Here is a 15,700-nt window from a genome sequence, read left to right as displayed (position 1 = left end):
GCAGGTAGAGGGCGGAAGTGGGCAGGCACAGCAAACGGGATCCCGGCGATTCGGCAGGCAGGGGTTTCGGCAAACGGCACGACGAGTCTTCGACCGAACGCTTCGGCTATCTCGGCGACCGTCCGGAACCGGGGCCCGGAAGTCATGACGCGGGTTATGGCTCGCAATACGGCGATGTCGACCGTCCCGACTATGCGGATGGTCCGGAAAACCCCAATCATTTGGATCGCGAACCGGACTATCCGCAGTCCGGCGCCGCTGGATCGACTCCCCCGCCGGGAGTCCCGCCGCGCTCGGGTCCGCAGCACAGCGGCGAGTGGGAGGGCGGCGAGTGGACCGGTAGCCATCGGGCGGTGACCCCGGGCAGGCGCGGTGTCAGCGTCGGCGTCATCGTTGCCCTGGTCGCGGTCGTGGTGCTCGTCGGCGCGGTCATCCTGTGGCGATTCTTCGGTGACGCCCTGTCCGACCGCACCGATCAGGCCGCTGCGCGGTGCGTCGACGGCGAGCTGTCCGTCGCGGTGGTGGCCGACCCGAATGTCGCAGAGCCGATCCGGTCATTGGCCGACCGGTACAACGAGACGGCCGCCCCGGTGGCCGACAAATGCGTGAAGATCGGCGTCAAACCGGCCGAATCCGACCAGGTGGTCAACGGCTTCATCGGCGCCTGGCCGCGGGAGCTGGGTGATCGCCCCGCGCTGTGGGTTCCCGGCAGCTCGGTGTCTGCGGCCCGGCTCGAGGCATCGTCGGGTGCGCAGACGATCATCGACAGCCGCTCGCTGGCCACGTCGCCGGTGGTGCTTGCCGTTCGTCCGCAGTTGAAGGGCGCGCTGGCACAACAGAACTGGTCGACGCTGCCTGCGCTGCAGAGCAATCCGTCGTCGTTGGACGCGTTGAATCTGCCCGGTTGGGGTTCGCTTCGGCTGTCGCTGCCGCTGAGCGGCGACAGCGATGCGTCGTATCTCGCCGCGGAGGCGATTGCGGCGGCTTCGGTACCGGCCGGTGCGCCGCCCAGCGACGGCACGCGGGCGGTGAACACGGTGGTGGCGGGTCAACCGAAGCTGGCCGACAAGACGACCTCGACGGCGTTCGACGCGCTGGTCAACGCGCCTGATCCGGCCGCGGCCCCGGTGCACGCCGTCGCGATCACCGAACAACAGCTGTATCAGCGCAGCACCGGATTGCAGAACGCCGCCGGCGTTGTCTCGGCATGGCTGCCGCCGGGCCCGGCGGCGATTGCCGACTACCCGACCGTGTTGCTGTCGGGCGATTGGCTATCGCAGGAACAGAAGAGTGCCGCCAGCGAATTCGCCCGGTTCATGCGTAAACCCGAACAGCTCGCGGAACTGGCCAAGGCCGGTTTCCGCACCCAGGACGGGACGTCGCCGGACAGCGACGTCGTGGACTTCGGGCCGCTGCCGGCCCCACTCACGGTGGGCGACAACCAGACACGCGCGCTGTTGGCCGACACCCTGACCGCCCCGGTCGCCAACCCGGCGGTGACGATCATGCTCGACCAGTCGATGCCCACCGACGAAGGCGGGCAGACCAGGCTCGAGAACGTCGTTGCCGCGCTCAACGCCCGGTTGCAGGCGTTGCCGGCTTCGTCGGCGGTGGGACTGTGGACGTTCGACGGCACCGCCGGCCGTTCGGAGGTGAGCACCGGACCGCTGAGCGATCAAGTCGACGGCCAGCCGCGCTCGGCGGCCTTGACGTCGGCACTGGATGACCAGTCCGCCTCCGGAGGGGGCGCGGTCTCGTTCACCACGCTGCGACTGGTCTACACCGAAGCGATGGCGAACTTTCGTCAGGGACAGAAGAATTCGATTCTCGTGATCACCACCGGGCCGCACACAGACCAGACCCTCGACGGGGAAGGGCTGCAGCAGTACATCCGGGGTGCGTTCGACGAGGCGAGGCCGGTGGCCGTCAACGTCATCGACTTCGGATCCGACTCCGACCGTGCGACGTGGGAGGCCGTGGCCGAGATCAGCGGCGGCAGCTACCAGAACCTCGCCAGCTCCGACTCCCCCGAGCTGACGGCCGCGATCGCGAACTTCCTCGGTTAGCGGTTCAGCCGACTCACGCAGAAAGCCCAGAGGTCAGCCTGCCGCGCTATCCGCCGAACGTGGGTTACCGGCACACTTATTGCGGTTTGGCGTGCGGGTAACCCACGTTCGCCGGCAATCGGGCGGGCGTCCGTCACGCGAAGGCCTCGACCGGCGGGCACGAGCACACCAGGTTGCGGTCGCCGTACGCACCGTCGACGCGACGCACCGGCGGCCACACCTTGGGCCGGAAGTTCTTGCCCAGCGGATAGGCCGCCTGCTCGCGGGTGTAGGCGTGGTTCCAGTCGTCCACCAGCAGGCACTCGGCGGTGTGGGGTGCGTTGCGCAGGGGGTTGTCATCCACGGGCCAGGTGCCGTCGCCGACCTTGTCGATCTCACCGCGAATCGCGATCATCGCCTCGCAGAACGCGTCGACCTCGGCGAGGCTCTCACTTTCGGTCGGCTCGACCATCAGCGTGCCCGCCACCGGAAAGCTCATGGTCGGTGCGTGAAAACCGTAGTCCGCCAATCGTTTCGCCACGTCGTCGACGGTCACGCCGGTCCGCTTGGTGATGGTGCGCAGGTCGAGGATGCACTCGTGGGCGACCATGCCGTTCTCGCCGGTGTAGAGCACCGGGTAGTACTCGTCGAGGCGGCGGGCGATGTAGTTGGCCGACGCGATGGCGGTCAGCGACGCGGCGCGCAATCCGACTGCGCCCATCATCCGGATGTAGGCCCAGCTGATCGGCAGGATCGACGCTGATCCGTACGGCGCCGCCGACACGGTGTACCTGTCGGGAAGCTCCTCGGCGAGCGGGTGGCCGGGCAGGTAGGGCGCCAGGTGCGCTCGCACCGCGATGGGGCCGACTCCGGGGCCGCCACCGCCGTGTGGAATGCAGAACGTTTTGTGCAGGTTGAGGTGGCTCACGTCGCCGCCGAACCGACCGGGCCGGGCCAAGCCGACGAGCGCGTTGAGGTTGGCGCCGTCGACGTACACTTGGCCGCCCGCGTCGTGGACGGCCGCGCAGATGTCGACGATGTCGTGCTCGTACACCCCGTGTGTCGACGGGTACGTGATCATCAAGGCGGACAACCGATCCGCGTGCTCGCGCACCTTCGCGCGCAGGTCGTCGAGGTCGACGTCGCCGTTCGCTCGGCACGCCACCACGACAACCCGCATGCCCGCCAGCGCCGCCGAGGCCGCATTGGTGCCGTGCGCGCTGGACGGGATGAGACAGATATTGCGGTCGGGCTCACCGCGCTCGGCGTGATACGCCTGGATCGCCAGCAGCCCGGCGTACTCACCCTGCGAGCCGGCGTTGGGCTGCAGCGACACCGCGTCGTAGCCGGTGATGTCGACCAGCCACTGCTCGAGGTCCGCGATGAGCTTCCGCAGTCCCGGAGTGTCGGCGGCCGGGGCGAAGGGATGCTGACGGCCGAACTCCGGCCAGGTGATCGGTTCCATCTCGGCGGCGGCGTTGAGCTTCATCGTGCACGATCCGAGCGGAATCATGCTGCGGTCCAAGGCGATATCCTTGTCGGCCAGTGACCGCAAGTAACGCATCATCTCGGTTTCGGTGCGGTACCGCGTGAACGCAGGATGGGACAGGAACTCCGACGTGCGTGTCGCGATGCGGGGGCCGTCGAACTGCGAGTCGACCGGTGCGGCGTCGAAAGCCGACAGCACCGCCTCGACGTGTGCGGCGGTGGTCGCCTCGTCGCAGGACACCGATACGTGGTCGTCGTCGACCAGCCAGATGTTGATGCCGCGCGCCTTGGCGGTGTCGCGCACCGCAGCCGCCTGGCCCGGCACCCGAGCCAGCACGGTGTCGAAGAACGAGCGGTGCACGATCTGCACCCCGGCCGCCGTCAACCCTGCCGCCACCGCCCGCGCCCGCTCGTGCACTCGGCGGGCGATCCCGGTCAGGCCGTCGGCCCCGTGGTAGCTGGCATACATCGCGGCCATAACCGCGAGGAGCACCTGAGCGGTGCAGATGTTGCTCGTGGCCTTGTCGCGGCGGATGTGCTGTTCGCGGGTCTGCAACGCCAGCCGGTACGCCGGCGCGCCGTCGGCGTCGAGCGACACCCCGACCAGGCGGCCCGGCAGCTGCCGGGCGTGCGTGGCGTGGACGGCCAGATACCCGGCATGCGGCCCACCGAATCCCATTGACACCCCGAATCTTTGGGTGGTCCCGAACGCGATGTCGGCCCCGATCTCGCCCGGCGGGGTGAGCAGCGTCAACGCCAGCAGGTCCGCACCGATCGCGACCAGGGCGCCGCGATCGTGGGCCTGCGTGACGAGTTCGCTCCAGTCCACGACGGCGCCGCCTGCCCCCGGCAGTTGCGCGACGACGCCGAAGAACTCGCCGTCGGGCAGCCCCCGGGTCAGATCGGCGGTGACGATCTCGATGCCGAGCGGCTCGGCCCGGGTGGCGAGCACGGCCGCGGTCTGCCGGTACAGGTCGGCGTCGACGGCCAGCCGGTTCGACGGTCCGCGCACTGCGCGGTGCATCAGCGTCATCGCCTCGGCGGCCGCCGTGCCCTCGTCGAGCATGGACGCGTTGGCGACCTCGAGGGCGGTCAGATCGGTCACCATGGTCTGAAAGTTGAGCATGGCCTCGAGGCGACCCTGACTGATCTCCGGCTGATAAGGGGTGTAGGCGGTGTACCAGGCGGGGTTCTCGAGGATGTTGCGGAGCAACACCGGGGGGGTCAACGTGTCGTAGTAGCCCTGGCCGATCATCGACACGGCCACGGTGTTCACGTCGGCGAGCGCGCGCAGTTCGGCGAGCGCCTCCACCTCGGTGGCGGCCGGAGGCAGCCGGTCGAGACCCGGGGCCAGACCGTCGGCCGTCAACGGGTCCAGGATGCCCGACGGCAGCGCCTTCTCCGCGAGTTCGTCGAGCGAGCAGACACCGATCGTCTTGAGCATCGTGGCGACGGCGTCCGCATCCGGTCCGATGTGGCGGTCGGCGAAATCGGGCTGATGGTGATCGAACACTCGGGCTACTCCAGACGCGTGCAAGCAGAGGACCGCTGGGTTCCTCCCCCTCTGTCGTCGACCCGGTGCGGGTGCCTGAGAGATTCGGCGGTCACGACGGTGCGGGATACGCCTTTCCCCATGGGCGGGCGAGCGGACTCCGGGACGAACCCGCGGACCAGCTCACCGCTTTCCAGAGGCATCGGGGTCTCGTGCGGTCCGGGTGCCTGAGAGGTTGACGGAGAGGTGTTGCTCCTTCGGCGTCCGTGACTGGCCGCCACGAAACTCTCCCGCACAAGCGCGATGCGGTGACGAGTTTACCGGCACTCAGCCGATCTTGCGGTCGCGGTGCTTGCGACGCGAAGCCAACTCGTCCTCGGGGGCCGCGATCGACTCGCCGCCGTCGGCACGCTCGCCCGGGAAATCGGCGATCGCGCCGGTCAATTCCCGCATGGCGCCCGAAACGGCGATGCCGAACACGCCCTGACCGCCCTGGAGCAGGTCGACGACCTCTTCGGCCGACGTGCACTCATAGACCGTGGTCCCATCGGAGAACAGCGTGATGTTGGCCAGATCGCGGACTCCACGCTGGCGCAGATGGTCGACGGCGACGCGGATGTTGTGCAGCGAGATGCCGGTGTCGAGAAGGCGCTTGACGATTTTGAGGACCAGGATGTCTTTGAACGAGTACAGCCGCTGACTGCCGGAGCCGGCCGCGCTTCGGATGGACGGCACGACCAGCGAGGTACGTGCCCAGTAATCGAGCTGGCGGTAGGTGATGCCGGCGATCTGGCAGGCGCTCGGTCCCCGGTAACCGACGAGCTCGTCGGGAACCGAGTCGTCGGGGAACAGGCCCGCCTGCACCGGTTCTCCTGCCGGTTCCGAGGGGGTGGTCGGTTCCGAATCCGCGGGGCCGCTAGCAGAAGTGAGGTCCAGCTGCTCCTGACGTGGCGTGTCTCCCACTAGTCGATTCCTCTCGCCGATCGAACCTGCGTCTGTGACCTACGTGGGCACACATTTGCCAAGCCCGAGTGTGTCGAGCATACGCTTCTCGTCGTCCGTGGACTGCCCATCAGCGGTCCGGCCCTCAGAGTATGGCTGCCCGATTCGCCGATGGGGAAACCCTTGCGCCGCGTGTCGAAGCGACGAGACGCTTCCGTGACAAATCCGCAGGGCGCCGGCGCCGCGTCGATGGAGCTAGGTCGCCTTGAAGTCGTCCGGTGAGACGCTGTCGAGGAACTCCTTGAACTTCTCGACCTCGTCCTCGCGCACCGCGCCCGCCGCTTCGTCGTCGTTCTCGTCGGGAATGATCAGCCCGGCCTCTGCAAGCACCGCTTCTTCGACGTAGATCGGTACACCGACCCGCAGCGCGATCGCCACGGAATCCGACGGGCGGGCCGAGACCTTGATGTCGCGATCGAAGATCAGGTCGGCGTAGAAGGTGCCCTCCTGCAGGTCGACGATGCGCACTTCCTTGAGCGAATGACCAAGTGCGGCAATCACATCCCGGATCAGGTCATGGGTCAGCGGCCGGGCCGGCTCGACGCCCTGCTGTTCGAGCGCGATCGCCGCCGCCTCTGACTGCCCGATCCAGATGGGCAGATACCGGTCACCGTTGGACTCCCTCAGCAGCAGGACCGGCTGGTTCTGCGGCTGCTCCACGCGAATGCCGACCACACGAACCTCACCCATCTGTGTCTGCCCTCCGCACCGAAGAAGCGAGCCTGTAAGCCATCGCTCCGAGTCTAATCCTCAGCGATCCAGTACGTCGCGCACAGCCGACTTGATCAGCGACGTGTGCAAGGTGATCGCCAGGGCCGCCACTTCACGCGCCAGGTCGTCGGCGCGGTCGCGGGCACCCGCCTTGTCGGCCTTGACGATCGGCCCGGCGATCTGGGCGATCAGGTCGGATTGCCGATCGGCCGCCGACCGGAACGCCCGCAGATGCCGGGGTTCGACACCGTAGTCCGCCAGTGCGCGCGCACACTGGGCGATCACCACGGAATGCTCGTCGAAGAATCCGGTCCGGCCCGCAGTGATGATCCCGGCCTTCACCAGCGCGTTCAGCAGTTCTTCTCCGACACCCGAGCGGGCAAGCAGGTCCTCCCGGGACAGCCGCACCTGCGTCGCCGCCGTCGCCGCGCCCGCAGGGCTGTCGGCACCCTGCGCGGGAACCGGCACCAAACGCGGTACGCCGTACGCGGATCCGTTCTGCGGCAGCTCGCCGTCGGGTTGCGCGTCGAGCTGTGCCTTGATCACCTTCAACGGCAGGTACTGGTCGCGCTGGGCGGTGAGGATGAACCGCAGACGAGCGCAGTCGTAGGCGGTGAACCGCCGATAACCCGACGCGGTGCGCTCGGGAGTGACCAGGCCTTCGGCCTCCAGGAACCGGATCTTGGAAATGGTCACGTCCGGGAAGTCCGGTCGCAGCAGATCGAGGACCGCTCCGATCGACATCCCTGTGAGCGCGGGAGTGTCGGGTGCGGTCATTTAGCTCCCTGGACCGCTGTCGTCATTCTTCGGGCCGGTGAGGAACACCAGGCGGAACTTTCCGATCTGCACCTCGTCGCCGTTGGCGAGCACTGCGGAGTCGACCGGTTCGCGGTTGACGTAGGTGCCGTTGAGGCTGCCGACATCGACCACCTGGAACTCGCCGCCTTCGAGGCGGAATTCGGCGTGCCGGCGGCTCACCGTGACGTCGTCGAGGAAGATGTCGCTGTCGGGGTGCCGACCGGCCGACGTGGTGGGCTGGTCGAGCAGGAACCGGGAACCCGCGTTCGGCCCACGCTTGACGACCAGCAGCGCCGATCCGGCAGGCAGACCCTCGACCCCCGAAACGGCGCCCTCGGTGCCCGCCGTGGCCGGGGCGTCCAGTTCGTTGAGGAAGTCGGCGCGGAAGACGGATGTCGTTTCCACGGTGACTTCGTCAGACGTCTGGTCGGTCCCAGAGTTCTGGTCGTTTTCCGTCACCCGCTGCTCCTAACTGGCTGCTGTGGCGATACCGAGTCTGATGTCGACCGTACCGCGCGGCGGGCGCGATTGTGCCCACCACCGCCGGATCCGCCCTAGTTGGCGTCCGGTCTGCAAAACCCTAACAACCCGTCACTCGCTCACCGTGGCGCGGTAGCCGTCGGCATCCAGCAGCGCGCCCAGCCCCTCCTCCAGCGCGGCCGGATCGGCCTGCAACTCGACCAGCCAACCCTCCCCGTAGGGGTCGGAGTTCACGAGCTGCGGACTTCCCTCGAGATCGCCGTTGACCGCAACGACTTTCGCGGTGACGGGGGCGTAGAGGTCCGACACCGACTTGGTGGACTCCACCTCGCCGAACGACTCGCCTGCGGTCACCTCGGCGCCGACGTCGGGCAGTTGGACGAACACGACGTCACCGAGCGCCGACTGGGCATAGTCGGTGACGCCGACGCGCACCGTGTCGTCGCCGGTGCGCAGCACCCACTCGTGTTCCTCGGTGAAGTGCAGGTCGGCTGGGATTTCGCTCACGGCGCTCCTCGTGGTTCAGCGGCTCGGCCCGGGTCGGCAACCGACCTCATTTGACTGGCTGAGCGTATTGGCGCTGTTTCGGTTGCCGCAAGGCGGTCACGTCGACCCGATCGGACTGCTGCACAACCATGCTTCCCCCAACCCGTTCGACGCTGTCCATCGCGCCACCGGGAATGGTCATGGCAGCGGCCAGGGTAGGCGGATCGCCAATGGCCAGAACCGAATACGGCGGGCTCATCGTGGTGTTGTCGATCACCAGGGCGCCGGGGTTGCCGACGACCCAGGTGTCGACGCCGACACGCACAGCGGTCTGCGGGTCGGCTCCTCCGCCGCGGATCTCCATCGCCTCGGCGCCTGCGTTGCGCAGTTCGTTGATCACGTCGAGCAGCGCCTCGGCGGGCACGCCGGGCGCGGTGTCGGTGATGGTCAACGTCACGCCGGGGCCGGTCGCGGGCACGGTGCCGATCAGGATGGACAGCGCGGCGAGCCGGGCCTGAGCGTTCTCGATGGCCGCCTGATCGCTGCTGCCGGATGCCTGCAATTGCGCCAGGGTGCGCTGTAGATCGTTCACCTCGGTGTTCAGCGCCGCCTCCCGCTGTTGCAGCGAGTCCAGCAGCACCAGCAGGTCGGCGGGTCGGGCGCTCTCCAGCGAGTCACCGGACTCGTTCTGGCGAACCTGGGTCACGATCGCCACGCCGAGGAGAACGCACAGCACCACGGCCAGCGCCCCGAAAACCACCTGGGAGCGGCCCCGGCGCATCACGCCGGCGATTCCGCCCGCGCGCAGATCGCCGATCTGCTGAGACGGCTCGTCGGGCGGCAGTTCGTGGCGGCCGTGGTGGGCGGCGCGGCGGTCGTCCGAGTGGGCGGGATCGGAGTGCTGCGGCGTGTGCTCAGTCATCGCGTTGGCCCTGTCTATGCGCCGAACAACCTGCGGCGCAATGCAGCTGCGTTGCCGAAGATCCGGATTCCGAGTACCACGATGATCGCCGTCGACAACTGCGTGCCGACCCCCAACTGGTCGCCGAGATAGACGATCAGTGCGGCGACCAACACGTTGAACACGAACGACACCACGAACACCTTCGAGTCGAAGATGCGTTCCAGGTACGCGCGTAGGCCGCCGAAGACCGCGTCGAGCGCGGCGACCACCGCGATCGGCAGGTACGGCTGGACGAACTCGGGCACGTCGGGGTGGAACACCAGGCCGAGCACGACGCCCACCACCAGTGCGGCGATACCGATCATGTGTCTGACTTCATGTGCGTGTCATTGCCCAATCTGCTTGGCGAAGTTGACTTCTCGAACCGAGCCGGCCGGCAGCTGGAGCCCGTCGCCGGCGCTCACGCTCACCCCGACACCGTAGGAGGCCTCCAGCAGCCGCAGCCGCTGCAGGCCGGGGCTGCGGTCGAACACATCCTGCATCGCGTGGGGCGGTCCGATCGCGAGAACGACGTAAGGGCTGCTGATCGGTTGATTGTCGACCAGGATGCCGCCGCCCGCCTGCCGGACCGTCACATTGGGGCCGATCCGCACACCCCCGACCGACAGTGCTTCGGCGCCGCTGACCCACAGCGAGTTGACGACGAGTTGCAGGTCACGGTCGAGGATCACCTGTCGGCTGCCGGGAACCCGTTGTTTGGACACGTCGCTCAGGTCGGCCGACGACGCACCCGGGTCGGTGACGGTGATCGTCAATCCGGGCCCGATCACGGGTGTGGCGGCGGCGGCGAAGCTCGCCCCGTCGAGGCGGCTGAGCAACTGCTGGCCGCGCGCGTCGCCCTCCAGGCGTGTGCGCCGTTCGTCGTCGACCTCGGCAGCCAGCCTGTCCCGGCGCTCGGCGGCGGCGGTGGTGTCAGCCTGCGCCGTTCGCACGCTGCCCGCCAGCACGTGCTGCGTCTCGCGCACACCGGGGGCAGTTGTGCGCGCCTGGGCCACTGCGGCGGCGAACACGACCACCAACAGCAAGGCGCCGGCCAGCTGCCAAACCCACTGTTGCCATCTCGGCCGCTGGCGGCCGGCGCCCTTGGCCTCGGCGGCCGCCGCGTATCCCGGGTCGAGGTGCTCGGTCAACAGGGACCGCAGCAGCGACGGCACTGGAATCTTGGTCGGCCGGTTCGCCTCGTGGACATTGCGGCCCGCGTCCGGGTCGTAACCGCCGAGCGTGTTGCGGAAGCTCTGCGTCATCGCGACACCTTCGGCAGCCGGCGCACCACCATGCCCACCTGAATCAGGTAGAGCACCCCCGACCACAGGTACATCAGCAGCCCCCAGATCAGAAATCCCCAGCCGATGGCCAGCACCACCCGGCTCCACGTGGCGTCCCACTGGCCCAACAGGATCAGCGGAAGACCCGACATCAACGCGAACGTGGCGGCTTTGCCGATGTAGGTGACCGGCAGCGCGGTCAGGCCACGACTGCGCAGCAGCGGCAGCGTCGCGGCGAGTACGGCGTCACGTCCGATCAGGGTGAGCACGATCCACCACGGCAGCGATCCGTGAAGCCCCATGGCGATCGGGATGGTCACCATGTAGATGCGGTCGACCGCGGGGTCGAGCAACTCCCCCAGCCGCGACGACTGGTTGTCGACCAGCCGGGCGATCTTGCCGTCGGCCCAGTCGGAGAACCCGCTGAACATCAGGACGGCCACCGCCCACGCGTTGGCGTGCACCCCGAGCAGGAGCCACAGGAAGACCGGAATGAGCAACAGCCGCACCACGCTGAGCACATTGGGCACCGTCAGCACCCTGTCGGGGGCCTGACCCGCCCCCTCCGGCGGCGAAGGCACCCGGCCATGCGCCTCGGTCATGGGCTAAACCTAGCGGAACACGCCCGGCAGGCTTAGCGCCGAGAGCGAGTCGTCGGCGAGCGGGTTGTCGTGGACCATGTACGTCCATGTCGAGGTCGGGCGGGCCAGCTTGGAAAGATCCAGGCCAGGTCCTTCCTCCAGCTCCGTCGACGGTGCGGTCTCGAACGTCTGCTGGGCCGCCTCGATCGCGTCGGCGGCCAACGACGCGAACGCGTCGACGGCCATCCGGTGGAACTCGTCGATCGGCGTCTGGTTGCCCAACGCCCGCAGGTGGATGCTCTCCCGGATGTCGGCCAGGTACGCCAGGTGGTCGGCCCAGCCGCGATCGAGGTGGTAGAGCATGATCAACCGGCAGATCGTCTCGAGCTTCTCCTCACCGAATCGTTCGGCGAGCTCTTCGTAGCGTTTCGGTGACAGCTCGGCGAGCTCCTCGCGCGCGGTCTCCGTGCGCAACAGGGTGTTTCGTCGTTCGACGATGATCGCGCGCTGCTGGGCGATCAGCTGGTTGTAGCGCCAGTTGTTGGCGTGGATGTCGAGCATCCGGCCTTCGGCGATGCGTTGTGCGTGGTCGAGCAGGCTGGCCGCCTTGGGGCTGACGACGCGGCCGTTCTCGTCGGTCTCCATCGGCAGTTTGGTGGGCTCCAGATGCGCGACGACTACGTCGTCTTCCCAACTGGAGAAGAACACAGACGAGCCGGGGTCGCCCTGGCGTCCGGCGCGACCGCGCAACTGGTTGTCCAGCCGCTCGGTGTGGTGGCGGCCGGTCCCGATGACGTGCAGTCCGCCGAGTTCGGCGACCTCGTCTTTTCTGGCGTCGTGATCGCTGACGTCCGAACCACCGAGCCTGATGTCGGTACCGCGGCCCGCCATCTGCGTGGACACCGTGACGCTGCCCAGCTTGCCGGCCTCGGCGATCACCGCGGCCTCCTCGGCGTCGTTCTTGGCGTTCAGCACGACCGCGGGGACACCGGCTTTGACGAGTTTCTCGTGCAGCTCTTCGGATTCGGCGACGTCGCGGGTGCCGACGAGCACCGGTTGCCGCGTCTCGTGGATTTCCTTGATGTGTTCGACGATGGCGTCGTTCTTGGCCGCCGCGGTGACGTACACGCGGTCGGGTTCGTCCTCGCGGATGTTCGGCTTGTTGGGCTCGATCGGAGACACACCGAGCTTGTAGAACTGGCGCAGCTGCTCGCCGGCCGCCAGTGCGGTGCCGGTCATGCCGCATACCGTCTGGTACCGGTTGACCAGCGCCTGGACCGTGATGGTGTCGAGCACCTCGCCGGTTTCGGTGGTCTCGATCCCCTCCTTGGCCTCGACCGCGGCCTGTAGGCCGTCGGGCCAGCGCTGCAGCTGCGCGATGCGGCCGCGGGAGGCGTTGATCAGGTGCACGGCGTCGTCACGGACGATGTAGTGCACGTCGCGTTGCAGCAGGACGTGTGCGTGCAGCGCGACGTTGATCTCGGTCAGCGTGCTGGAGACGTGCTCTTCGGAGTAGAGGTCGATCCCGCCGAGCTTGGCCTCCATCTTCTGCGCGCCGATCTCGGTGAGATGGACGTTGCGGCTGTCGGTGTCGGTGTCGTAGTCGACGCCGGGCGTGAGTTCACCGACCAAGCGGATGATCTCGATCTTCGGGGTCTCGCGGTGGGTGGTGCCGGCCAGCACCAAAGGAACCAGCGCCTCGTCCACCAACACCGAGTCCGCCTCGTCGATCAGCGCGACATCGGGGTTCGGCGAGACCAGATCGGCGACGTCGGTGACCAACTGGTCGCGCAAGACGTCGAACCCGATCTCGTTCACCGAGGCGTAGGTGACGTCGCACTGGTAGGCCGCGCGGCGCTCCTCGGCCGTCGAACTCTCGGTGATCCACCCGACGGTCAGGCCGAGCGCCTCCAGAAGCGGGCCCATCCATTCGGCGTCGCGCCGGGCGAGGTAGTCGTTGATCGTGATGACGTGCACGCTGCGGCCGCCCAGGGCGTAACCGGCGGCGGCGATCGCCCCCGAGAGCGTCTTACCTTCTCCGGTGGCCATCTCGACGACGTCGCCTGCGAGCATGCGCAGTGCACCGAGAAGCTGCACATCGAAAGGACGCAGCGACGTCTTGCGTTCGGCGGCCTCCCTGGCGATCGCCAGGAACTGCGGGACGTCGGTGGACTCGGCGAGATCGTCGAGGTTCAGCAACGTGGCGGCCTTGCGCAACTGTCCGTCGTCGAGGGCCGCGGCCTTCTCGTCGAAGTCCGCCGAGCCACGCACCTGCGCCATCGATTGCGCCTGGTCCCGGTCGGTGCTGGCGCCCAGCAGCCGCCAGAACCTATTGCTGACACGACCTGACGTGCGGGTCTTCGTCTTCGCCACACCGCTACCGTACGCGCTGACCCCCTTGCCTCGAGCGTGCGAGTCGGCTTCGCGCCGCGCCGCATTTCGCCAGCAGTTTGCGCACACGGGGCCTACAGAGTCGTGGACGCGCACCTTCATGACCTCGGGATCGACGCGAATAGCCAACGGGCCGATTGATTTTCGTCGCCTTCGACCCGTGGCCAGCGTGCGCGAAGTGCTGAGATTTCGCGGCGTGTCGTGCGCAGGCGCGCACGCTCGCGTTGAGAGGGAGGTGAGCGGGGTGGGACCGAAGTCAGGCCAGGTTGGAGCGACGGGGGTACGCGACCGTCGGATCGGTCAGCACGTTGACCACCGCGGGCTGCGCCGACGAGAAAGCCCGCTCGAGGGCAGGTCGCAGTTCGGCGGGCGTCGACACCAACTCGCCATGTCCGCCGAGCGCGGTCACGACCTCGTCGTACCGGGTGCCCGGTCGCAGGTCGGCCACCACGGAATACCCGTAGATCGCCTCCATGGGGTGCTTCTCCAGCGCCCAGACGCCGTTGTTGCCGATCACCGAAACGACCCGAATTCCGTGACGTACCAACGTGTCCCATTCCATACCGGAGAATCCGAACGCACCGTCACCCTGAAGCAGGATCACCTGGCGATCGGGCCGGGCCAGCTTGGCGGCCAGGGCGTAGCCCGGTCCGGAACCGAGGCAGCCGAACGGGCCGCTGTCGAGCCAGGCGCCGGGCACGTAGCTGTCGATGACGCGGCCGGCATACGAGCCGAAGTCGCCAGCGTCGACCACGACGATCGCGTCGCGCTCGAGCATCGCGCTGATCTCCGCGTACACCCGCATGGGGTGCAGCGGTGTGCGGTCATCACGCAGCTCGTCGGCCTCGGACGCACGCGCTGCGGTCTCGGTGGCACGCAAGTCGGCGATCCAGGCTTCGTGATCGTTCGCCCCGGCCGCCGCGAGGGCGGACAGCGTGGCGGTGATGTCGCCGTACAAGGCTGCGGCGACCGGTCGCGGATGCGGTCGGTCCGGCGCGCCGCGGTCGACGGCGATCAGCGCGGTGTCCCCGCCGAACACACCCCCGAAGCCCAGCCGGAAGTCCATCGGCACGCCGACCACCAGCGCAACATCGGCCTGCTTCAACGCCTTTGACCGTGCTCGCGAGAACGCCAGCTGGTGGTCGGCGGGAACGGTGCCGCGGGCCATGCCGTTCATCAGCACCGGGATGCGCAGCGCTTCCGCCAGATTCAGCAGAGCCGTCTCCGCGCGGGCCCACCAGACATTGGTCCCGGCCATGATGACCGGCCGTCGCGCCTGGGCCAGCAGGCGCTGCGCGGCGGTCACCGCGTCGTCGTCGGCATGCGCCGCCGCCTCCGGCTTACTCAGCGCCCCAGGCGCACCGGTGTCCGTGGCCTCGCTGAACACGTGGTCCATCGGGAAGTCGACGAACGACACACCCGAGGGACGTCCCGCCGTCCCGGCCGCGGCCCGCAGCGCGTCATCCACCAGTCCCGCGACGGCATCCGGCGACTCCGCGGTCGCGGCGAAGCGGGTCAACGGCGCGACGAACGGGACGTGGTCGATCTCCTGCAGGCTGCCCTGCCCCCACCGCAACGCCGGTGCGCGCCCGCCGAGGATCACCAGCGGCGACTGATTCTGCTGAGCGGCGGCCATCGCGCTCATGCCGTTCGTGACGCCGGGCCCGGCTGTCAAGGCCGCGACACCGGGCACCCGGGTCACCTTGGACCAGCCCTCGGCGGCGAACGCGGCGGTCTGCTCGTGGCGGGTGTCGACCAGCCGGATGTCCTCCGCCCGGCACCCGTCGTAGATCGAGAACAGATGCCCGCCCGAGAGCGTGAAGACCGTGTCGATCCCGCTCGCCCGCAACCGGCGCGCGATCAGGTGTCCCGCGTTCACCGCGGCCGGAGCGTCGCTGCCCATGTCGGCAGCTTAATCAGGCACGCGTACACGGCGGGCGACGCCGGCGAGGGCTCGAGCGAGGCGACCGGATCGACACCTGCGCCCGGTGAACAAC

Annotated in this window: 13 protein-coding genes and 1 riboswitch; of the genes, 1 reads left to right on the top strand and 12 read right to left on the bottom strand. The window is 68.3% G+C overall.

Annotated elements, in window-relative coordinates:
• Positions 1 to 17 precede the first annotated feature (17 nt).
• Positions 18 to 2,066 carry a substrate-binding domain-containing protein gene (locus AU193_RS08180; RefSeq protein ID WP_064421862.1) on the top strand — a complete coding sequence of 683 codons (2,049 nt, stop codon included), beginning with the start codon at positions 18 to 20 and terminating at the stop codon, positions 2,064 to 2,066.
• A gap of 133 nt (positions 2,067 to 2,199) precedes the next feature.
• Here the strand turns inward: AU193_RS08180 and gcvP are convergent, their stop codons facing one another.
• The 12 genes from gcvP to AU193_RS08120 all read right to left on the bottom strand — a co-directional run bounded on the left by gcvP (position 2,200) and on the right by AU193_RS08120 (position 15,606).
• On the bottom strand, positions 2,200 to 5,046 hold the full coding sequence (gcvP, locus tag AU193_RS08175; protein WP_064421861.1) for an aminomethyl-transferring glycine dehydrogenase: 2,847 nt from the start codon (positions 5,044 to 5,046) through the stop codon (positions 2,200 to 2,202).
• Positions 5,047 to 5,230: 184 nt separating this feature from the next.
• Positions 5,231 to 5,328, bottom strand: a riboswitch (glycine riboswitch).
• Positions 5,329 to 5,352: 24 nt separating this feature from the next.
• The gene (locus AU193_RS08170) at positions 5,353 to 5,988 is read right to left on the bottom strand and encodes a MerR family transcriptional regulator (RefSeq protein WP_064421860.1); all 636 of its coding nucleotides are present in this window, start codon (positions 5,986 to 5,988) and stop codon (positions 5,353 to 5,355) included.
• Positions 5,989 to 6,222: 234 nt separating this feature from the next.
• Positions 6,223 to 6,717, bottom strand: coding sequence for a bifunctional nuclease family protein (locus AU193_RS08165; protein WP_059098552.1), 495 nt, complete (start codon positions 6,715 to 6,717; stop codon positions 6,223 to 6,225).
• Between the two features lie 60 nt (positions 6,718 to 6,777).
• Positions 6,778 to 7,515, bottom strand: a complete 738-nt coding sequence (locus AU193_RS08160; protein WP_064421859.1) for a MerR family transcriptional regulator — start codon at positions 7,513 to 7,515, stop codon at positions 6,778 to 6,780.
• A complete protein-coding gene (garA, locus tag AU193_RS08155) occupies positions 7,516 to 7,995 on the bottom strand; it encodes a glycogen accumulation regulator GarA (protein WP_064421858.1) in 480 nt (159 codons plus the stop codon).
• A 132-nt stretch (positions 7,996 to 8,127) separates the two neighbouring features.
• Positions 8,128 to 8,523, bottom strand: coding sequence for a glycine cleavage system protein GcvH (gcvH, locus tag AU193_RS08150; RefSeq protein WP_064421857.1), 396 nt, complete (start codon positions 8,521 to 8,523; stop codon positions 8,128 to 8,130).
• A gap of 46 nt (positions 8,524 to 8,569) precedes the next feature.
• Entirely contained in the window at positions 8,570 to 9,424 is an 855-nt protein-coding gene (locus tag AU193_RS08145; protein WP_064421856.1) for a DUF881 domain-containing protein, read from the bottom strand.
• Between the two features lie 14 nt (positions 9,425 to 9,438).
• Positions 9,439 to 9,771, bottom strand: coding sequence for a small basic family protein (locus AU193_RS08140; RefSeq protein WP_064421855.1), 333 nt, complete (start codon positions 9,769 to 9,771; stop codon positions 9,439 to 9,441).
• Positions 9,772 to 9,792: 21 nt separating this feature from the next.
• Positions 9,793 to 10,710, bottom strand: a complete 918-nt coding sequence (locus AU193_RS08135) for a DUF881 domain-containing protein (protein WP_064421854.1) — start codon at positions 10,708 to 10,710, stop codon at positions 9,793 to 9,795.
• The gene (locus AU193_RS08130) at positions 10,707 to 11,333 is read right to left on the bottom strand and encodes a CDP-alcohol phosphatidyltransferase family protein (RefSeq protein WP_064421853.1); all 627 of its coding nucleotides are present in this window, start codon (positions 11,331 to 11,333) and stop codon (positions 10,707 to 10,709) included. Before AU193_RS08130 ends, AU193_RS08135 begins: the two co-directional genes overlap by 4 nt.
• A gap of 9 nt (positions 11,334 to 11,342) precedes the next feature.
• Positions 11,343 to 13,685, bottom strand: coding sequence for an accessory Sec system translocase SecA2 (gene secA2 / locus AU193_RS08125; RefSeq protein WP_064421852.1), 2,343 nt, complete (start codon positions 13,683 to 13,685; stop codon positions 11,343 to 11,345).
• A 274-nt stretch (positions 13,686 to 13,959) separates the two neighbouring features.
• Positions 13,960 to 15,606 (bottom strand): acetolactate synthase, encoded by a 1,647-nt coding sequence (locus tag AU193_RS08120; protein ID WP_064421851.1) that lies wholly within the window; start codon positions 15,604 to 15,606, stop codon positions 13,960 to 13,962.
• Positions 15,607 to 15,700 lie beyond the last annotated feature (94 nt).

This window comes from Mycobacterium sp. GA-1285 (assembly GCF_001499905.1).
Lineage (GTDB): Bacteria > Actinomycetota > Actinomycetes > Mycobacteriales > Mycobacteriaceae > Mycobacterium.
Note: the sequence above shows the minus strand (reverse complement) of the source record. Positions and strands in the feature narration are given on the sequence as shown.

Excerpts from the sequence above, each read along its gene's own strand:
- AU193_RS08165 (WP_059098552.1), bottom strand. The coding sequence starts at position 6,717 with ATGGGTGAGGTTCGTGTGGTCGGCATTCGCGTGGAGCAGCCGCAGAAC.
- AU193_RS08160 (WP_064421859.1), bottom strand. The coding sequence starts at position 7,515 with ATGACCGCACCCGACACTCCCGCGCTCACAGGGATGTCGATCGGAGCG.
- AU193_RS08145 (WP_064421856.1), bottom strand. The coding sequence starts at position 9,424 with ATGACTGAGCACACGCCGCAGCACTCCGATCCCGCCCACTCGGACGAC.
- AU193_RS08140 (WP_064421855.1), bottom strand. The coding sequence starts at position 9,771 with ATGATCGGTATCGCCGCACTGGTGGTGGGCGTCGTGCTCGGCCTGGTG.
- AU193_RS08135 (WP_064421854.1), bottom strand. The coding sequence starts at position 10,710 with ATGACGCAGAGCTTCCGCAACACGCTCGGCGGTTACGACCCGGACGCG.
- AU193_RS08130 (WP_064421853.1), bottom strand. The coding sequence starts at position 11,333 with ATGACCGAGGCGCATGGCCGGGTGCCTTCGCCGCCGGAGGGGGCGGGT.
- AU193_RS08120 (WP_064421851.1), bottom strand. The coding sequence starts at position 15,606 with ATGGGCAGCGACGCTCCGGCCGCGGTGAACGCGGGACACCTGATCGCG.